Genomic DNA, 2,022 nt, shown 5'->3' on the forward strand with positions numbered 1-2,022 from the left:
GCCGGTTCTCCCGGATGCGCCAGTGCCAAGAAAGGCCAAGACCCCCGGGGGCACGCCAGCGGCGGCGGTGCGGCTCTTTGCAGCCTCGGTGCCGGTCGCAGGCACGCTTGCCGACACCTACCTCCGCTCCCGGGGCCTGACCCAAGGCGGCAGGATGAGTGCCCTTCGTTTCCACCCGAAGTGCTGGCATCGGGATGAGGGTCAGACCCGGAGCACCCCCAGACCGGCGTTGATCGCCGCGGTCACCGATGGGGCTGGTGCCCTTCAGGGGGTGCATCGCACCTGGCTTGCGCCTGACGGTCAGGGAAAGGCGCGGGTCGAGACGCAGCGGCGTGCCATGGGTCACCTCCTCGGCAATGCCGTCAGGCTGACCCCGCATGACGACATCCTCGTGGTCGGCGAGGGCATCGAGACCATGCTGTCCCTTGTCGAAGCAATGCCCGGCCTTCCCGTCTGGGCGGCGCTGTCGTCGAGTCACCTCGGGGCCGTCCTGCTGCCGGAGGGGGTGCAGCGGCTCTACATCGCCATTGACCGCGATCCGGCGGGGCAGCGCGCGGCAGAGAGGTTAAGCGCCAGAGCCCTTGATGCCGGGATTGCCGTCCGGGTGCTGGAGCCGCGTCTCGGGGATTTCAACGATGATCTCCGGGCAAACGGCAAGGACGCGCTGCGCCAGCATCTGGCAAGGCAGATCGGGCCAGAGGATCGGCATCGCCTGTCAGGCTGAGCAGCTTCGCGCAAGGGGCGGTCCGGTGCTACGGGGGCAGGGGTCCGCATTCCTGTCGTGGCTCTGGACCGTCACCTTCGCCTCTTCCCGGGCAATCTCATCTACCCGTCACCCACACGGCCTTCAAGAGATGGGCAGGCGGCCGTCAAAGGGGCCGCCCCTTCAAGGACGGGGGGCGACTGATTTCCGCCGCGATGGACGAGCCCTCGCTTTGCATCGCGAGACAAATCAGCCGCCCCCCGTCCTCCTCCACATGCGTTCCGGCCCCGAAAGGGGGTGAAGGGGCGTCCCCCGTGACGGCTTTCGCAGCCCATGAAGGCCGCGCGGGATGACGCGCGGACGAGTTGAGGCCCGGAGGCAAGAACCGATGACGATCCACACCCACGACGACGCGTATGAACCCGCCCACACCGCATCCCAGACCGCCCATGCGCTCGACGAGCTGCAGCTCTATGGCTACCGCCCCTTTGGCGAGCCCGATCCGCGCCCGATGCCCGATGGGCAGCGCCTCGCGGTCGCCGTCGCCGACATCTTCGATGCCCTCGTCGCGACCCTGGAAGACACCCGCATGGAACCCGACCTCGAAGAGGTGCTCTGGGGCCAGGTCAATCTCTTTCATCGCGCGACCGCCCGGATCGAGCGTTCGCTCGACGAGAACGAGCAGGCGCAGCGCCGCCTCCAGCGCGAGCAGGACGGCTCCGAGGTGAAATCCACCGAGCTCGAGCGCCTGACGGCCGAAGGCCTGACCCTGATCGAACGACGCAACTGTATGGACATGATGCGCGATCACGCCGCGACCGAGTTTGTCCATCACACGGGATCGACTTGGCGCCCCCGCACCGGCTCGATGGTGAACCGCCAGCACATGACTGCAGCGCTGATCGACAGCCGCGACTTCCTGGCCGCCAAGCGCCGGGCAGAGACCGAGGTGATGCTCCCCGCTGGCCCCAAGGTCGCCCTCACCGGCGGGACCGACTTCAACGATCACCGCCTGATCTGGGGCAAGCTCGACCAGGTCAGGACAAAGTATCCCGACATGGTCCTTCTGCACGGGGGAAGCCCGAAAGGCGCAGAGCTCATCGCCGCCAAATGGGCTGAGGCCCGGGGCGTGACGCAGGTCGCCTTCAAGCCCGACTGGACCAAACACGCCAAGGCTGCGCCCTTTAAGCGCAACGACGCGATGCTCGACGTGCTGCCCGTGGGCGTCCTCGTCTTCCCGGGCAATGGCATCCAAGAGAACCTCGCCGACAAGGCTAAGAAGCTCGGTATTCCGGTCATGAAGTTCGAGAAGGGGGCGT

At 67.2% G+C, this 2,022-nt stretch carries 2 protein-coding genes; both read left to right on the forward strand.

The window, feature by feature from the left end; translation table 11 throughout:
- On the forward strand, window positions 1-724 hold a 724-nt coding region (locus ACFQXB_RS20270; RefSeq protein WP_377407009.1), incomplete at its 5' end, for a DUF7146 domain-containing protein.
- A 367-nt stretch (window positions 725-1,091) separates the two neighbouring features.
- On the forward strand, window positions 1,092-2,022 hold a 931-nt coding region (locus ACFQXB_RS20275), incomplete at its 3' end, for a DUF2493 domain-containing protein (RefSeq protein WP_377407010.1).

It is taken from the genome of Halodurantibacterium daqingense, assembly GCF_042666235.1.
Lineage (GTDB): Bacteria > Pseudomonadota > Alphaproteobacteria > Rhodobacterales > Rhodobacteraceae > Halodurantibacterium > Halodurantibacterium daqingensis.